Genomic DNA, 15530 nt, shown 5'->3' with positions numbered 1-15530 from the left:
GGGCCGTCATTCCTCCAATTCGAACCAGATGTCCGACCACTCGCCGACCGGCTGGTCCTTGAAAACCACACGGCAGCGGGCGCCGATCAAGGCGAGACTGCCGGCCGGATCGGTGCCGAAATTGCGCAGGTATCCACCCGTCGCGGTGCTGGCACCGTCGAGCTGCACGAAGACGATAATGTAGGGCGGTGGCGGCCCGCTCCACTTCGTGTTTGAAATAGTGAACGTACGGATGGTGCCGCCGGGACCGACGTCGACAAGCTCGTCGGTCTCGCGATACGTCACCTCGCAATAGCTCTGCGGCGGAAAGATCACACGCTCGCCACCGGCCACGCGGGCGCCCAGCATGCGCTTTTCCTTGAACGCCCCGAACATGCGCTCGATCATCGGATCGGGCCGATAATGCTGCGGCACGTCCCAGGCGGCGTCGACGAAGACGATGCCTTCCGGGTCGGGCCGTTTCTCGCGGATCGGCGCATCCTTCGCGCGTGCGGCTGAAGCTGTCTCGCTCATGCTTCGAGTATTCCCACTTCGTGGGTTTGGAACGCACCGGCAATCGCCGAAACGGCGGCGCGGGGCGTCTTCACGTCGATCTGGCGATCGCCGGCTTCGCCGCGCAGTTGGGTGACGGCCTCGATGACGCGGATCAGCCCGGTGGAGCTGATCGGGCTGCCGCAGGTGGCGCCGCCGGACGGGTTCACGGGCAGGGCCGAGTTGCGATGGAATCGGCCGTCGCGGATCAACTCGGCGGCATTGCCGCCATTATTGAGGCGCAGTGCCTCGATGCTCAAAAGCTCAAGGATGCCGAACGAGGCGTAAACCTCGGCCAGACCGATTTGTTCGGCGGGATCGCTGATGCCTGCGGTGGCATAGGCGCGGTTGGCGGCCTCAGCCAGGTCAGATCCATCGAAATAGGCGCTGTCCTCAGGCACCATGCGCGAACCGACGAAGCGGCCGCCGGCGTAGGAGCCGAACCCCGTGGCAGTGACGGCGGTGCGAGACGGCTGGACGGGCTCGTCGCCGACGAGAATCGCTGCGGCTCCACTGGAGCGTGGTGAACTGTCCAGGCGCTTCATCGGCCAGGTCATAACCGGCGAGTTGAGCACGTCGTCGAGCGTGATGGCCTGGCGAAGCTGCGCATATTCGTTGAGTACGCCGTTGCCGCGGTTCTTGACCACGACTTCGGCCATGATCCTTTCGCTGAGCTTGTGCCTTGCCATGTACACCGCCATCTGGGTGGCCGCCGACACGATCGCGTTGCGGACGACCTGCTTGTCAGTGAACGGGTCATGCAATTGCCCGAGCGCGCCGGTCAGGCTGGGCACCTCGTCGGCAAGGTCCGCAGCGACAACCAGCACCCGCTTCTTGCGGCCGGAGGCGACATAACTGCAGGCAAGCCGAAAAGCCGCCAGGCTTGATGCGGCGAGAATATGGACGCGGCCGAGAAAGCGGTGGGCGCCCGGCAGACCGGCAATACCCCAATATTGTGGTTCGTCGAGCCCGAGCGGTGTGGTCGGCGACATTGCCAGAATCAGCCCATCGACGTCGCGGGCTTCTACTTCGGCGTCGGCGATCGCCTTGTAGGCGACGCGGCCAAGCAGATCGGCATAGGTGTAGTCGGGCAATCGCGTACGCATCGGCACTTGAGCCGTGCCGAGAACATGGGCGAGCGGGCGACCAGGGATACCGGTCATTGCACCGTCTCCGCTTGTAACATGATGGCGGTGGTATGCTGACCGGCGGGACCAGTGAGATCCAGAACCAACCCCTTTGAGGGACGCCGTGACGAACTCTTCGATCCGGCGGCCAGCCTGCGGCTCGTCTCGGCGATCTGGCGAAGCGCCGTCGCCTGGCCAAAATGCGCCGTGGCGCCACCGCCCGATGGGTTGAATTTGCCTTGGTCGGTGTCTGAAGCAAAGCCCAGCGCCGACAGGGCACGCGCCTCGGCGATCGGCGTCGGCGCGGCTGCTTCGATCACGGTAAATTCTGTCCCATCGGTGTAGCCCCGCCCGGACATTGCGGACAGTGCTTCCTTGACCCATTCCGCCGTGTCGAGCCGGTCGTCTTCCGGCGAGTAGGCTCGGGATATGCTTGCAAAGTCGCTGACCGCCACACCGGGCTTCCCATCGCTTGCGCGGCGCAGCACGATAGCCACCGCACCATCGCAGAAACCCGTTCTGACCCAGGCTGGAGCAGCACCCGCCTCAGGAGCGACCGTGCCGTCCCAGGCGCGCTGGGCCATCGCGTCCGCATAGGACTGCAGCGCGGATTTTTCCATGCCGGGCATATCGAGAATCTCGTTTGCTTGCAGGGCGGCGACGACGCGTGGCGATGCGCCGATCGGGCGGGCATAGAATGGGTCGGCCTGATTGCGCCTCGGATCGAATGCGCCATATTTGGTTGCCGCCCCCCAGCCGACCAGGATGAGGTTTTTTGCCTCTCCCGCCTCGATCTGCGTTACAGCCGCGCCCAGTCCGTGCCCGGCGCTCGACGGCACATTCAGGTATCGCCGGCCATAATTGCCCGCCACCTCGGCGCGCCCGGGGACAGATATGCCGTCCAGCGTGTCGCCGGCCACCGTGACGAAGGAATCGATGTCATCGATGGAAAGGCCGCTCTCCGCGAGGGCAGCCAGAACCGCCTGTCTGATAACGACGTCGAGACGGTCGGGGAAGGGCCGTCCGAGCTTCCAGCCGCATCCGGCTATCACGGCGCCGGGTCTCATGATTGGGCACCTTCGGATGCCGAAGCGCTGACGGGCTCGAACCAGAAATCCACGCCCGTTCCGGTATGCCCTTTGGCAAATCGCACGGACAGGCGAAGTCCACGCTTTCCGTCGGCGCCATTCAACTTGACGAGGACGAAGAGGGGAACCTCGGCTCCATCGACCAGCACGCGGCCGAGTACGAAATCCCGAAGCACGGCTTCGCCGGAATCCGCCACCCATTCGGAGGGCGCAAAGGAAAGCAGTTCGGCCCCTGGTCCGATATCGGTCCATTCTCCCTTGGTGCCGAAATCCCTGGGCGGAACGCTCAGCCGCGATGGCGAAACAGTCTGCCAGCCGCACAGACGCTTCTGCGTCCGGATCGCGGTGAGGTAGTAGCTACCAAGGCGTCCGGCCGAATGCCTGAACACTGGCTTCCATCGATCCTCAAGGACACTACCTTGCTCACTCACAGCTGCTTTTGCCTCCTCCAGGCACCGCTTCCTTAGCGGGACTTTGATATAACATTATTCATATCATCCACTGGGCAAGTGTCAATCTCGATCTGCCTTTCGTGGCACATTAGAAGGCTGGAAATGTCGCCCGGTGATCGGCGGTTACCGCCCCTGAAATCGCGGTTTGCGCTTCTCGAGAAACGCGGCCATTCCTTCCGCCCTATCGGCGGTACCGGTCAGGGTGGCGCCAAGCTTCTGTTCGAGGTCGAGTGACGCGGTGAACTGCAAATCCATGCCCTGGCGGACGACCTGCTTGAGTGTGGCGAGGCTGAGCGGGGCTCTATCGGCATAAACCTCAACCATGCGCAATGCCTCGGCGAGCGCCCGGCCTTTATCCGCTTTCCGGTTGATCAGCCCGATACGACAGGCTTCTTCGACATCGACGGGCTCTGCGGAGAAAAGCATCTCCAACGCACGGGCCATGCCGATGATGCGGGGCAGACGCTGGGTGCCGCCAAAACCCGGGATCGTTCCCAGCCGTGCGCTGGTGATCCCGAAGGTCGCCCCTTCACCTGCGACCCTGAGATCGCAGGTGAGGGCAAGCTCCAGGCCGCCGGTTAGGCAATGTCCCTCGATCGCCGCCACGACCGGTCTTTTCAGGTTCTCGATAGTGTCCGTCATGCGCCGCAGCGCCACCTTGGCCTCTTCCCGTTCGTCCGGCGAACTGCGGGAGGACTCCTTCAGGTCCCGGCCTGCCGAGAAGAATTCCGACCCGCCCGTGATGATCACGCAGCGGCTGTCGGCATCGGCTTCCGCCTCAAGGAGCGCGGCCGTCACTTCGCGCATCATCTGGTGGTTGACGGCGTTCCTTTGATGCGGCCGGTTGAACGTGACGACATGCGTCGCGCCATGCTTGGCAGTCAGTATTGTCTCGTATGCCATGCGGTCGATCCTTAAAACGAAGACCCCTGGCCGCCGTCAGCGGATCGCCGATATCCCGGTGATCTCGCGGCCTTCGATCAGTGTCATGATCTGGTTTGTACCATCCGGAATGGGAAGCATGCGAATATCGCGATAGAGCTCCTCCAGCCCGAGCTCGACGCTGATACCCATCGCACCGTGGACCTCCATGCACAAGGACACAGCCCTGGTGCAGGCTGCAATTGCGTAGCGCTTCGCCATGGCTGAAAGATGGACCTTGTCGGGCTCGTCATTGTCGATCGCCTGCATGGCCTTGTAGCAGAGGAGGCGGCTGGTCACGACGGCAGCTGCGGAGTCGGCCAAAAGTTCCTGCACGAGTTGGAAGGTGCCGATCTTGCGACCGAACATTTCCCGCTCGCCGGCGTATTTCGTCGCAGCGTCGAGTGCGCGCTGCGCCATCCCGACGGCTGTCAGGCCAAGCGCCGGGCGCTGCAGCATCCAGGTGTTCTGCAACACCCGCGACGCGGTACCCTCGGCTCCGATCACGTTGCGCGAGGAAACGCGGCAGTTGTCGAAAATAGCCTCGCCGAGCGCGCCCTGCTTGAGGCCCAGTGTCTGGGTCTTGGAGGTGAAGAATGGCGATTCGCGCTGGTCGACGACAAACCAGAGCAGGCGGTTGTGCCCCTTCTCGTTCTTGCCGATGGACGCTGCCGTCAGCATGATGTCGCAATTATATGCGCCGCTGACCCACATCTTGTGGCCGGTAATGAGCCAATCGTCGCCGTCCTGTACTGCCCGGGTCTTGGCGCCGCGAGCATCCGATCCCGAGCCTGGTTCCGTCGTGCCCGACGCGCCCAGTATGTCGCCGGCGATCAGAGCAGGCACAAAGCGCTCGATCTGTTCTTCGTTGCCGCCCATGCAGATGCGAAGGGCTGGCCCTTCCTGCCCGCCCATGCCGAAGCTGACTGCCGCGGGCATCATTTCACGGATCAGGCCGTAGTCGAAAGCAGACATGCCGCCGCCGCCATACTTCTCCGGAATGCGGCACGAGGTGAGCCCCTGAGCGGCGCCGACCTTGACGATGGCTCGACGCTCTTCCTTCGGCAGTGGCTTGAACGGATCATTTCTCTTCAGAATGGGAACGATGTCGCGATCGACCATCGCCCTGACCGACTCCTGGAGCATCCGTTGCTCGCTGGTCAGTTTGAAATCCATGTCGTTTTCCCCCAGGGTCAGCAGCAGTCAGCACAATGCGCAGACCGTCGCGGAACGATCGGCGCTTGCAGCTCTCGTTGCTCGTTCGATTTCGCCGGCCGCGACGATGTCGCTATTCCAACGGCAATGTCACTTGGCAGCAGATAGGTATAACATTATGATTAGTGATAAGCACCGTCAAGAGCGGAAGACGGCCTGCCCTGTGGAGGATCGAATGGGAACAGCGAAGGCGCTGCGGAATGTCATCGTCGTCGAGGCCGGAGGACGTGGCGCTGTTGCCGTGTGCGGTTCGCTGCTCGCCCAGATGGGCGCAACGGTCATCACGATCGAGAGCCGGGACAAATCGGCGAAAGCTGTATATCGGGCGCAATACTCCGCTGGAAAGCTGAGTTTTCAACCCGATCCAAGGAGCGAGGAGGATCGAGCAGTGCTCGCAAAACTCCTGGCTTGCAGCGATATCGTCCTCACCTCCAGCGATCTCGACCCCGACTGGCTGAAGCTTGCCGATGCCGGATCACCCGGCAATGTGGTTTGCGATATCACGGCTTTCGGCCGGAACGGGCCACTGGCCGGTCGGGCTCTCAGCGAAGTCGAAGTGCAAGCCATTTCGGGGATCATGGATACAACGGGCTTTCCCGACGGGCCGCCGGTGCCGATTCGCGTTCCCATCGTCGACGTGATCGCCGGTACCTACGCCGTCAGCGCGGTTCTCGCCGCGCATCGGGTCAGGCGCCAGCGCGGCTTCGGCCAACTGATCGACATGGCACTGTTCGATGGTGCGTTCGCAGCACTCCGCTCTTTTCTCACGACAGTGCTGACCAGCGACAATGCCGACAACTCGCGCCTCGGCAACCGTCACCCGACAGTGAGGCCCTGGAATCTCTACCGTTCCAGGGACGGATTCGTACTGATCTGCGCCGGCAATACGTTCGCCATGTTCGAGCGACTTTGCCAATTGATAGGCCGTCCCGACATCGCGCCGAAGTTCCCGACGCAGAAATCTCGTGTCGCCGGCACACCCGAGATCGATCCCGCGATCGAAAGCTGGACGGAGCAGTTCAGCACCGCCGAGTGTGTGGAAAAACTGCTGGCGGTGGGCGTCGTCAGCGGGCCAATCGTGCCGGTGGACAATTATCCACGTGAAGCCAATCTCGATTTTCGCAGGACGATCCGGCAGGCGACCGATCCGGTTTCCGGCCGCGACCTGTTCGTGCCGGCGTCCCCTCTGCACATGAGTGCAACGCCGGGTTCGAACCTGACGCGCATTCCTGCCATCGACGGCGACAGGGCGGAAGTCGCACGAATTGCGGCAGACCTTACCGCAGCGCCTGCAGTGGTACCTCCTCCTTCAAATGTGCGACCGCTGGAAGGTGTGCGGATCATCGAGTTCGGGCAGTACACGACAGCTCCGATGTGCTCCCGCGAACTCGCCCATCTCGGCGCCGAGGTCATCAAGGTGGAGCAGCCGAGCGCGGTTGAGTCGCGTGCCGACGCCAGCGTGTCCTTCCGCATGACAAACGCGGACAAGCGAACGATGGCGATCGACTTGGCCAATGAATTCGATGTGGAGGCGCTGAAGCGACTGCTTGCGACCGCCGATGTGCTGGTCGAGAATCTCAAGCCGGGGACATTGGCAAAGTTCGGATTCACTCCGGCCGCGCTGAAGGCGATCAATCCGCGCTTGATCTATTGTCCGATCAGCGGTTTCGGCATCGATTCGTTGTATTCGAAGCGGCCGGCCTTCGACATGGTGATTACCGCCATGGCTGGGTTCATGACGGTTCTCAGCGCGGACGGTTTTCCGTTGAAGTCGGGAATATCGACAGCCGATCTGATGGGAGCCGTGTTCGCAATGGCAGCGATCCTGGCAGCGCTCGATCATGCCGATCGGACAGGCGAGGGCCAGTTCATTGACCTGTCCATGCAGGATATCTCGGCATGGTTGACGCAGACGACCTGGAATGGGGCGCTGGAAGGTCGCATCGAGCCGACGGTCGTCAAGGCATCAGACGGATACGTGCTGGTAGAGGCTGGCGCGGAGGCGCTGCAGGAAGCGCGGCGCCGCGTATCATCCTTGCAAGAGGCGATCCAAATGAACCGCGAGAGCCTGGCGGCTGTGCTGACAGAGGCGGGACTTCGGGCCGTCCCTGTCCGGACCGTGCGCGAAGCGGCGATGATGCCGCACACGATCGAGCGGAAACTGTGGTTCACGATGGAGGAGGGGGGCGTTGAATGCCCGATGCTTGGCAGTCCGCTCCGACTGACTGTAACGCCGCCTCAGGTTACGCACCTGGCTTTGCCGATGAACAACGACCGTGCAGCGATCCTGGACGAACTGGGTCTGACGCCGGCCGCCTGAGCACGGGTGACTATCATTGGGAGGGCTGTTCGATGACTGATTTTGCCGACTACTCAAAGCGTTACGAACGCGTCCGGATGCGGCGCGAGGACGGCATTCTCGAAATAACGTTCCATACCGCGGGCGATTCGCTTCGCTGGGGAAAGGGTGCGCACGAGGATCTCGAGCGCGCATTTCTCGACGTCGGTCGGGATCGGGAGAACGAGATCATCATCCTGACTGGAACGGGAGACGAATATGCCGGACCGGCGGTACTGCCAAGCGGGGCAGGCGGCCACCATAACCCGCGCAAGCCGGTGACGGCGGAGGAGTGGGACAAACTCTGGTATTGGGAGGGCAAGCACCTCCTGATGAACTTGCTGAACATCGAGGTGCCGATGATAGCCGCGATCAACGGACCGGCGGTCCGTCATCCGGAGATTCCGCTGCTGTGCGACATCGTGCTGGCCTCAGAGACCGCGACGATCCAGGATTCGGCGCATTTCAACGGCGGCCTGGTGCCGGGCGACGGCGTCCACGTCGTCTTTCCGCTCTTGCTGGGACCCAATCGAGGACGATACTTTCTGCTTACCGGGCAAGTGCTCGATGCGCAGCAGGCTCTTGAACTTGGCCTTGTCAGCGAGGTGCTGCCTAGCGATCAACTGCTGCCTCGCGCCTGGGCGCTGGCCAGGCAGTTGCAGCAGCGGCCGCCCTTGCTGAGGCGCTATACACGCGTGATGCTCACGCAGGACCTGAAGCGTCGGATGCACGATCTGCTCGGCTACGGGCTTGCCATGGAGGGATTGGCCGCAGTGCAGCGGGTCTAGCAGAAGCGCGGAAAGGCGGGTAAACCGCTATGATCAGGCGATCAGGATATACCATTTTGAGAGTAGTCCACAGCCACGTATTGCGGTTAAAAGGGTCTATAACGATCAGCCTTGTGCCAAACGCACTCGCAGTGAAGATGGAATGATTCATGGAGACAGATAACATCCGCGTGCGGGATACGTCTGCCAGCCTTTACGAGCAGGTACGGCGGGATCTTCTGGAGCGGATATACGGAAACGAGTTCAAGCCGGGCGATCTGCTTCCTACCGAAGAGGCGCTTTGCCGCGAATATGACGTGAGCCGGATCACCGTGCGCCGCGCGGTCGCGGATCTCGCGGCGAGTTTCGTCGTCACGCGCAAGCGCGGCGTCGGCACCATCGTCACACGCCGTGTCTCCGACCGGCGGGTGTTCCGACTGAGCGGCTTCTTCGACGAGGCATCGCCGTTCGACACAACCGAGTTCGTGAACAAAGTCGAGCCGGCGCGACCGGACGTGGCTGCCGCCCTCCACATCGAGCCCGGCGTTCCAGTCCGGCATCGGCGCACGACATCGAATCGCAATGGCGAGCCGTTCACGCTGACGGACCACTACACGCCCGAGACGCTCACCGAAAATGGCGCGGTGCCCGGGACACGTACGGAGGGTGCGCGGCTTGGCCCGCGGGTGGCGCGCGCCGAGCAGGAACTCGCCGCCACCAAGGCGAGTGCTCTTGTCGCCAAACATCTCGGCATCGATGCCGGGCGACCGATTATGTACGCGTCGCGGGTTTTCCTCAGCAGCGACGACAAGCCGGTGCGCTTCACCATCTCTAGCTATCACCCGGACCGCTATCGCTTCACCGTCGATCTGCGCCCTGGGCACGACAACCTGATGTTCGAAGCGCCTCCGGATCCGAAATTGGGCACATGAAGCAATAGGGCAGAGGCAGCCGTTCAGGCGCTTTGAAGCGACCTTTCCGGTTGAAAGAAGAAGGTGCCATCGGGACCGCCACGCCGGATGTATCCGCAATGCGGTGCGCCAAAATGCATCGGCATTATCAACATATCGCTGTCGGCGACCCGCTCGAGGAAAGCCCGGCGCGAGACACGTGCCTGATCGCCAAGGATGTCGTTGACTGAATTCAGTTCCGGGACCGCGATCTGCAGGGGCGTGTGGAAATTGTCTGCGCAGAAGACGCCGCGATCCCCCTTCGATGTTAGATAGAGGTTGATCATCCCCGGCGTATGGCCAGGCGACATCTCGACCGACAACCCAGGAATCAACTCGAAGGGTTTATCGATGAATTCGACGAGCCCGGCATCGACGACAGGCAGGACGCTGTCGATCAGCGACACGACGCTCGGTTGGCGATCGCCGGCGTCGAGGCGTCCTTTGAAATGGTCGAAGTCGGCTCGCGGCATAAGATAGCGCGCGTTCGGGAAGGTCGGCACGTTGAGACCATCGATGATGCGTGTGTTCCAGCCGACATGATCCGTATGCAGATGCGTGTTGACGACATGGGTGACCTGCTCGGGTCCGGCGCCGATCGCCTCAAGCCATGTCATGACGAGCGAGTTCAGCATGTGCATGCGCGGATTGGGACGTTCCTTGCTGTTGCCGACCGCAGTGTCGATGATCACAACGTTGCCGCCGATCTGCAGTACCCAAAGCTGAAACGTGACGACGATCCGGTTCACGGAGGGAATATAGTGATGCGGCGCCAGCCAACTCGCGTGCCGGCTTAACGCGGCCGCCATTTCATCAACGTCCATCATCCCCTTGAAAAGAACCGCGGGGTCGTGGGTTGGGCCGGTGCTCTCCACTATATTGGTAACCAGTGCGTCGCCGATCCGTCTCGACCACTTCACGTGAAATCTCCTATTATGTTGTTATTACCATCGTAGAACGCGCAATTGCTTGGCTTTCGGAAGGCCTTAACCGCCGTTCTTGGCCGTGTGCTTATTGAGGAAGGCGAGTACGATCTCGTTGAATTGTGCCGGGGTTTCCTGCGCTATGGAGTGTCCAGCTTCAGGCACGATGGCCCATTCGTGTCCGGGTATGTGAGCCGACCATAGCCGCATCAGGGCAGGTGGCGCGATAAGGTCGGCGCCGCCGGCAAGCACCAATGTCGGTGCCGAAATGGTCGCCAGCTTGGCGAAAGTGTTAGGCGTTCGCATCGGCTGGATGGTTGCATCCGGCTGCTTTGCGGATTCATATACTTCCACCCAGCGCTGTGTTCCTTCCGGATCGGCGCCGCGAAACGAGGGGCCGACCTCACGGTACAAGGCCGATTGCGCGCGCAATGTCGGGATCTCGATTCTGGAAACGAAGTCCTGAATTTCCGGTTCCTGCACGGCTCCCATGCTGACCGCGGCGACGAGGCTGCGGACGCGCCCAGGTCGCCACGCGGCATAGTCGAGAGCAGCGAACGTGCCGCCGGCGACCGCCACCAGATGGAACGACGGAAGGTCGAGATGATCAGCCAGTGCATCCAGATCCGTCGCGATGGTCCCCGGTTGAGGGCCACTGGCGGGCACAGCGACGCTTCTGCCCCAGCCCCGCCGGTCGAAGGCGATGACGCGATAGCCGGCCTCGGCAAACGCCGCGATCTGGTGATGCCAGCTTGCGCTGGTTCCGGTGTTGGCATGCAGCAAGACAACAGGAATGTCCCCGTTTCGCGTGTCGACAAACCAGAGGCGCGCGCCCGGCACTTCGGCGAACGCACCGCTCGGGCCTCCATCCGCTGTCCTCATGGCCTCTCTTGTTCCCCCTTAGCCGGAGCCGCGAACAAAGTTCGAGTTCCATTCTGATTTTTCAGCATCATTCCGAAATGTCGGGCTTTACGCCCATCGAGTTCTATAGGACATTATAATGAATGTGAAAATGAATAAGCGCGGAATTGCAATGAAGGTGATGCATTTGATCTGCCGTCTCGGAGTTACCGCGACGGCATTGGCGCTCGTGGCGCCGTCTATCGCCGTAGCCCGCAAGCTGGTGCTGCAATAGAAGATGGAGCTTTTATCGCCAGAATCCGGTCCGGCTACATCGGCTCCGGTGGAAGAACCGGTTGCCGGCAAGGGACGAAGAAGCCTTCGGCCAAAGGACGCGGCAACGCTGATCGTGTTGCGTGGTGATCCCGATGGAGTCCGGTTGCTGATGGGGCGGCGTTCACCGCGCCACGTGTTTCATCCGGACAAGGTCGTATTTCCGGGTGGCCGGGTGGACATTTCAGATCGCCTGGCGCCGGCGATCGACGAACTCCATCCGGCTGTTGCGGCAAAATTGCGCGTCGGCGGTGCGCGCGGATCGATACGTTCGATTGCGCTGGCCGCGATTCGCGAGACGTTCGAAGAGGTTGGCATCGTCATCGGCGAAAAGGGAATAGCGCCGTCCGGGCGTCGAGTCCCTGAGAACTGGGCCGCCTTTCTGAAGATGGGTGTTCTGCCCAGCCTCTCGCGGCTGCGGCTTGTCGCCCGCGCGATCACGCCGCCCGGCCGCATTCGGAGATACGATGCGCGCTTCTTTGCGGTGTTTGCCGATGCGGTCGCCGCCGAGGTGACCGTGGCGGAGGACGAACTGATTTCCCCGGCCTGGCTGACCTTCGACGAGGCGCGCGCCAGCCCCTTGCCGGCGATCACGCGCCGCATCCTGGACGATCTGGAGAGGCGCCTTGCCGATGACCCGGAACTCGATCCCGAAGCACCGGTACCGTTTCACTACGTGAAACACGGAAAGCGGTACGAGTCTCAGTTATAGGAGCTTCGATGAAGTCTCTTGGCTGATACGAAGCTGCATCGCCCGCTCAAACCACCAAGCCTTTGGCCGGGCCCGGGTCGCGTTCGCTCGGACGCGCGAGATCGAGCTCGCGCAGGATGCTGTCTCCGTCGGCGTCCACGGCCGGCGCAAGATGGGAGATCCTCGGTGGTGTGCCTGTCAGCCGTATTGGACTTGAAAGGAGAGGCCACTCGACGCCTGCTTCAGCCATCGTAAACCAGAGCCGGCGGTGTTTCGTCTGGGGCAGCAGAGACGATTCGCGTACGCTCAGGACAGGGACGGCGTCCATGCCAAGTGCAGCCAGGCGCGAAGTAGCCTCGGTGCGCGACAGCACGTTCATTTCGTCGGCCAATTGGGGGTCGATGGTTTGTCGGGGAACTGTCTGTCCCGCAGTCTCGCCTGGTGACAGCAGCACATAGCCGTCGGTGCAGGCAATCAATGCAGATGGAGGTTGTACGGCCCCCGCGCCATTCCACGCCGTTTGGGTCAGCCAGGCACAGATGTCTTGCATCGAAAGATCGATATATTGCCCCATACCGGTACGATCGCGAAATTCCAGGGCGCCCAGAACGGCTGTCATCGCCATCTCGGCACCCATCGTGTCGGCTGTGGAAATGCCGGATTTCAGCGGCACGGGTCCGGCGCTGACGGCGGACATGAAGCCCGACATGGCCTGGATCACCATGTCGAAGGCTGGCCGCCGCGCATAGAGCGAGTCGGCGCCGAAACCGGTGATCGAACAATAGACGAGGCGCGGGTTGAGCTCGAGGATCGCTTCGGGCGACAGCCCGAATTTCCGCAGGGTTCCGGGTTTCAGGTTCTCGACAAGGATGTCGGCGGTCCCGAGCAGCTTGCGCAGCGCCGATATCCCGAACGGACTGCGAAGGTCCAGCACCAGGCTACGCTTGTCGGCATTATTCAGCCGGAACGACACGGAGCGCCCGTTGAGGTGGGGCACCCAGGTACGCGATTCATCGCCGCCGGGTTGCTCGACCTTGATCACTTCTGCTCCCAGGTGAGCTAACTGGCGAGCGCAAAGCGGCGCCGTGGTATACTGCCCGATCTCGATGATGCGGACGCCTTCGAGTGGGCGCCTTGGTTTCGACGACCAGGGCACAGACGGCAAGGATGAACGCACGGAAAAGAGGTGTTCGATCCGGTCCCGATCCTCATCCGGCTTCGGGATGCGGGTCGGCGCAACGCCATTCGACACGTTCATGCGCAAGGGAGAGCCCGGAACAAACACTTTCCTGCTCGAATCCGTGTCTTCTATCTCGTGGACCATCCGCCGGTAATCGAGGTTCTCCTCGCGGGGAAAGGTCTCGATTGGCGCTATAGGCCCGCACGCGACCGTCGCATCGATCAGCAGGCGCACGCTTTCGGCGGTTGTTTGCCTCTGTGTCCACGCCTCGATCAGTTGGTCGATCTCAACGATGTGCTCGATACGCTGCGCCTGGCTGATGAATGTCGCTGACAGGTCGGGTCGGCCCATCAGGGCACACAGGCGCTCCCACTGTCCCAAATTGCCTGCGCAGATGAGTACCCAGCCATCGCTCGATCGATAAAGGTTCCACGGCGCGACGGTCGGATGCCTGTTGCCCAGTCGCGACTTCGTGCCTTCTTCTGTGGTGAGCACGCTGGAGAGAAATGACCCGAGCGCGGAAAACGCGCAGTCGAACAGGGCCATGTCGATCGCCTGGCCGACACCCTGCAGCCGCCGGACGCGATGGGCCGCCAGCACAGCGGTCGTGCAATAGGTGCCTGCGAGGACATCGGCGATCGGTACCGCGTTGGGGATAGGCGGACCGTCGGGGAAGCCTGTAGTGTCCATGATGCCGGACAGGGCCTGGATCTGCAATTCGCTGAAGGGCTGGCCGCTCATCGGACCGGAAGCGCCGAAGGCGGTGAGATCACAGACGACGTTGCCGGGAGCACTGGGCGGCTCGACATGCAGCGGCGATGGATCCGCATCACTCGACGTGAGGACGATGTCGCTACGCAGAAGCGCGGCTTCGAGCAGGCGGCGGTCATGCGCGTCGTCGCGCAGCAGGAGGCTTAGCTTGCCAGCCGCAAGTTGAGACCGGTGGCGGGCCTTTCCAGATCCGCTATCCGCGTTGGGCAATTCGACGAAGATGACGGTTGCCCCGAGTTGGGCAAGCAGCGAGCCACAGAGTGAGGCTCCCGTCCGGGAGCCGATTTCGGTGACCACCACACCGTCCAGTATCTTCGGTTCCGTCATGGCTCCTTGCCCTGCATTTTGCGCGCGGTGCGCCGCTCGACATATTTGAAGAAAACAGGTGCCAGTGAAAGCACGAGGAAGACGCGCGCCACCTGGCAGAACGCGACGAAGGCGACGTCGCCTTGCAGCGCGTACGCTACGATGATCATCTCGTTACCCCCGCCCGGTGCGATGGCAAGCAGCAGGCTCTCAAAGGGCACATCCAGCATGTTCGCCGTCGCGGCAGCCAGGGCAAACGCCGATGCGAGCAAGACGAGCGACCACGCCATTGCCCAGGCTGCATTCTGCCGGGCTTCCTGCCAGGTGATGCCGGCGAAACGGGCTCCCGCGACGCAACCGATAAGGACCTGCACGAAGGCGACGATGACGCCAGGCGGCGAAGCATCAGTCAGACCCAGCGCGTGGATGACCGCGCTGCAATACATCGCCGCAATCATCGGGCCACCGGGAAACCACTTGAAGCGGCCGAACAGCAGGCCGACCAGTCCGGCCCCGATAAGCAGCAGCCAGTCAAGCAACTCATGCGAATGACTGCTGCTGGGCGGCAAGAATCCACCTGGCTGCATGCCAAGCATGATCTGCAGAATGATCGGGATGGAGAAGATGATTGTCACGATGCGGGTCGCATGGATCAGAACGATCGTTGGCATACGCCCGCCGAGCGATCCACCGAGCAGCGTGAACTCGCCCAGACCGCCTGGCGTAGCGGCAAAATAGCTGGTCACCGGATCAAGCCGCACGTAGCGTCGGAAGATGAAGTATCCAGCGACGCTGGTGATCAGCGAATAGATTGCCAGGACGATCAGGGCCTTCCACCAACCCCCGATTGCGCCGAAGACTTCCGGTGTGAAAGCGGACCCGGCGAGCACGCCGACGACAGGCCGCGCTACCATGCGCATGACAGCCGGCATCGGCCAGCGGTTCGACAGGATCGCCGCAAGTGCCGACGCCGTGATGGAACCCAAGGTCCAAGGCAGTGGCGCATGCAGGAACGCAAAGATCGCGCCACCGCACGCACCAATCAGCAGCGACATCAATGTTGGAACGATCTGCCCCACTATTGCCCGCCCATTGCC

15 protein-coding genes are annotated in these 15530 nt (G+C 62.2%); 5 read left to right on the top strand and 10 right to left on the bottom strand.

Features of this window, described 5'->3' with window-relative positions; genetic code table 11:
- Positions 1–6: 6 nt before the first annotated feature.
- The 6 genes from OHD58_RS22635 to OHD58_RS22610 form a co-directional block, all read right to left on the bottom strand.
- A complete protein-coding gene (locus tag OHD58_RS22635; protein WP_263805778.1) occupies positions 7–513 on the bottom strand; it encodes a Zn-ribbon domain-containing OB-fold protein in 507 nt (168 codons plus the stop codon).
- The gene (locus OHD58_RS22630; protein ID WP_263805777.1) at positions 510–1694 is read right to left on the bottom strand and encodes a thiolase family protein; all 1185 of its coding nucleotides are present in this window, start codon (positions 1692–1694) and stop codon (positions 510–512) included. The genes OHD58_RS22635 and OHD58_RS22630 overlap by 4 nt, the downstream gene beginning before the upstream one ends.
- Positions 1691–2725, bottom strand: coding sequence for a hypothetical protein (locus OHD58_RS22625; RefSeq protein ID WP_263805776.1), 1035 nt, complete (start codon positions 2723–2725; stop codon positions 1691–1693). Before OHD58_RS22625 ends, OHD58_RS22630 begins: the two co-directional genes overlap by 4 nt.
- Positions 2722–3135: a hypothetical protein gene (locus tag OHD58_RS22620; protein ID WP_263805775.1), complete on the bottom strand. Its 414-nt coding sequence runs from the start codon at positions 3133–3135 to the stop codon at positions 2722–2724. Before OHD58_RS22620 ends, OHD58_RS22625 begins: the two co-directional genes overlap by 4 nt.
- A 186-nt stretch (positions 3136–3321) precedes the next feature.
- On the bottom strand, positions 3322–4101 hold the full coding sequence (locus tag OHD58_RS22615; protein WP_263805774.1) for an enoyl-CoA hydratase/isomerase family protein: 780 nt from the start codon (positions 4099–4101) through the stop codon (positions 3322–3324).
- A gap of 36 nt (positions 4102–4137) precedes the next feature.
- Positions 4138–5295 carry an acyl-CoA dehydrogenase family protein gene (locus OHD58_RS22610; protein WP_263805773.1) on the bottom strand — a complete coding sequence of 386 codons (1158 nt, stop codon included), beginning with the start codon at positions 5293–5295 and terminating at the stop codon, positions 4138–4140.
- A 214-nt stretch (positions 5296–5509) separates the two neighbouring features.
- On the opposite strand from OHD58_RS22610, the gene OHD58_RS22605 reads away from it, so the two are divergent.
- The 3 genes from OHD58_RS22605 (at position 5510) to OHD58_RS22595 (ending at position 9371) form a co-directional block, all read left to right on the top strand.
- Complete coding sequence (locus OHD58_RS22605; protein WP_263805772.1) at positions 5510–7654, top strand: CaiB/BaiF CoA transferase family protein; 2145 nt, start codon at positions 5510–5512, stop codon at positions 7652–7654.
- 32 nt (positions 7655–7686) lie between these two features.
- A complete protein-coding gene (locus OHD58_RS22600) occupies positions 7687–8460 on the top strand; it encodes an enoyl-CoA hydratase/isomerase family protein (RefSeq protein WP_263805771.1) in 774 nt (257 codons plus the stop codon).
- A gap of 149 nt (positions 8461–8609) precedes the next feature.
- The gene (locus OHD58_RS22595; RefSeq protein WP_263805770.1) at positions 8610–9371 is read left to right on the top strand and encodes a GntR family transcriptional regulator; all 762 of its coding nucleotides are present in this window, start codon (positions 8610–8612) and stop codon (positions 9369–9371) included.
- A 23-nt stretch (positions 9372–9394) separates the two neighbouring features.
- Here the strand turns inward: OHD58_RS22595 and OHD58_RS22590 are convergent, their stop codons facing one another.
- A complete protein-coding gene (locus OHD58_RS22590) occupies positions 9395–10309 on the bottom strand; it encodes an MBL fold metallo-hydrolase (RefSeq protein WP_263805769.1) in 915 nt (304 codons plus the stop codon).
- A gap of 66 nt (positions 10310–10375) precedes the next feature.
- Entirely contained in the window at positions 10376–11194 is an 819-nt protein-coding gene (locus OHD58_RS22585) for an alpha/beta fold hydrolase (protein ID WP_263805768.1), read from the bottom strand.
- A 118-nt stretch (positions 11195–11312) separates the two neighbouring features.
- On the opposite strand from OHD58_RS22585, the gene OHD58_RS22580 reads away from it, so the two are divergent.
- Both OHD58_RS22580 and OHD58_RS22575 read left to right on the top strand, forming a co-directional pair.
- Positions 11313–11447, top strand: coding sequence for a hypothetical protein (locus OHD58_RS22580; protein ID WP_263805767.1), 135 nt, complete (start codon positions 11313–11315; stop codon positions 11445–11447).
- Between the two features lie 150 nt (positions 11448–11597).
- On the top strand, positions 11598–12197 hold the full coding sequence (locus tag OHD58_RS22575; protein WP_412177276.1) for an NUDIX hydrolase: 600 nt from the start codon (positions 11598–11600) through the stop codon (positions 12195–12197).
- Positions 12198–12243: 46 nt separating this feature from the next.
- Here the strand turns inward: OHD58_RS22575 and OHD58_RS22570 are convergent, their stop codons facing one another.
- Together OHD58_RS22570 and OHD58_RS22565 are read right to left on the bottom strand one after the other, a co-directional pair.
- Positions 12244–14454, bottom strand: coding sequence for a CaiB/BaiF CoA transferase family protein (locus OHD58_RS22570; protein WP_263805766.1), 2211 nt, complete (start codon positions 14452–14454; stop codon positions 12244–12246).
- Positions 14451–15512 carry an AbrB family transcriptional regulator gene (locus OHD58_RS22565; RefSeq protein ID WP_263805765.1) on the bottom strand — a complete coding sequence of 354 codons (1062 nt, stop codon included), beginning with the start codon at positions 15510–15512 and terminating at the stop codon, positions 14451–14453. Before OHD58_RS22565 ends, OHD58_RS22570 begins: the two co-directional genes overlap by 4 nt.
- Positions 15513–15530: the final 18 nt, after the last annotated feature.

The organism is Mesorhizobium sp. ZC-5, assembly GCF_025753855.1.
Lineage (GTDB): Bacteria > Pseudomonadota > Alphaproteobacteria > Rhizobiales > Rhizobiaceae > Neomesorhizobium.
This window is presented reverse-complemented; position numbering and strand designations above follow the sequence as displayed.

Coding starts and splice junctions, on each gene's coding strand:
- OHD58_RS22585 (WP_263805768.1), bottom strand. CDS start 11,194: ATGAGGACAGCGGATGGAGGCCCGAGCGGTGCGTTCGCCGAAGTGCCG.
- OHD58_RS22605 (WP_263805772.1), top strand. CDS start 5,510: ATGGGAACAGCGAAGGCGCTGCGGAATGTCATCGTCGTCGAGGCCGGA.
- OHD58_RS22625 (WP_263805776.1), bottom strand. CDS start 2,725: ATGAGACCCGGCGCCGTGATAGCCGGATGCGGCTGGAAGCTCGGACGG.
- OHD58_RS22575 (WP_412177276.1), top strand. CDS start 11,598: ATGGGGCGGCGTTCACCGCGCCACGTGTTTCATCCGGACAAGGTCGTA.
- OHD58_RS22595 (WP_263805770.1), top strand. CDS start 8,610: ATGGAGACAGATAACATCCGCGTGCGGGATACGTCTGCCAGCCTTTAC.
- OHD58_RS22610 (WP_263805773.1), bottom strand. CDS start 5,295: ATGGATTTCAAACTGACCAGCGAGCAACGGATGCTCCAGGAGTCGGTC.
- OHD58_RS22635 (WP_263805778.1), bottom strand. CDS start 513: ATGAGCGAGACAGCTTCAGCCGCACGCGCGAAGGATGCGCCGATCCGC.
- OHD58_RS22615 (WP_263805774.1), bottom strand. CDS start 4,101: ATGGCATACGAGACAATACTGACTGCCAAGCATGGCGCGACGCATGTC.
- OHD58_RS22570 (WP_263805766.1), bottom strand. CDS start 14,454: ATGACGGAACCGAAGATACTGGACGGTGTGGTGGTCACCGAAATCGGC.
- OHD58_RS22630 (WP_263805777.1), bottom strand. CDS start 1,694: ATGACCGGTATCCCTGGTCGCCCGCTCGCCCATGTTCTCGGCACGGCT.
- OHD58_RS22580 (WP_263805767.1), top strand. CDS start 11,313: ATGAATGTGAAAATGAATAAGCGCGGAATTGCAATGAAGGTGATGCAT.
- OHD58_RS22600 (WP_263805771.1), top strand. CDS start 7,687: ATGACTGATTTTGCCGACTACTCAAAGCGTTACGAACGCGTCCGGATG.